Source organism: Serratia sp. 506_PEND (assembly GCF_001076875.1).
In the GTDB taxonomy this organism is placed as follows: Bacteria; Pseudomonadota; Gammaproteobacteria; order Enterobacterales; family Enterobacteriaceae; genus Serratia; species Serratia marcescens.
This window is the reverse complement of sequence record NZ_JVEL01000485.1, coordinates 1-574: the sequence shown is the minus strand read 5'-3', so window position 1 is coordinate 574 and position 574 is coordinate 1. Positions and strand designations below refer to the sequence as shown.

Sequence of the window (574 nt, the reverse complement as noted above, 5' to 3'; positions counted from 1 at the left end):
TGCTGTTCGGCCTGCGCCGGGCGCGCAGCCGCGTCACGGTGCGCCTGGGCAACGCCACGCCGGCGGCCTGTTGCCAGAGCGCCAAAGGGAGCTGTCACTGATGGCCGGGCTGCTGCAGGTGCGCGATGCGCTGGCGCTGCGCGGCAGCGCCCAGGCGCAGCAGCTCAGCCAATCGCTGGCGACGCCGCTGCCGCTGGTGCAGGCGATGCTGGATCGTTTGACGGCGATGGGGAAAGTGGAACGTATCGAACAGGATGGCGGCGCCTGTCTGAGCGGCAGTTGCAAAAGCTGCCCGCAGGGCCAGGGATGCAGCACGGTGTTCTACCGGCTGAAGGCCTGACGATCAGGGGCGCCGCAGCGGCGCCCCTTGCCGTTCAAGGCTTATTGCTTGTCTTTGTAAACTTCGGCGATGGCGCTGAATTTACCGTGTTCGCGGCCCGCCAGGATCACGTAGTATTGACCGCCCTTTTCGTCCGCCAGTTTGGACAGCTCTTCCTTGGCGTCCATCGGCGACGTGGTTTCCGCCGTCGTGGTGACGGTTGTAGCGCGCCACTGAAAATACGAAACAGTGACA

Annotated in this window: 2 protein-coding genes; one reads left to right on the top strand and one right to left on the bottom strand. The window is 65.0% G+C overall.

The genetic code is table 11. From position 1 onward, the window contains the following. The first annotated feature begins 100 nt into the window (after positions 1-100). Positions 101-340, top strand: a complete 240-nt coding sequence (locus tag ADK28_RS19585; protein ID WP_033639206.1) for a FeoC-like transcriptional regulator — start codon at positions 101-103, stop codon at positions 338-340. Between the two features lie 41 nt (positions 341-381). On the opposite strand, the gene ADK28_RS19580 is transcribed toward ADK28_RS19585, so the two are convergent. After that, positions 382-574, bottom strand: a 193-nt coding sequence (locus tag ADK28_RS19580) for a YdgH/BhsA/McbA-like domain containing protein (protein ID WP_048796442.1), incomplete at its 5' end; no start/stop codon positions are given.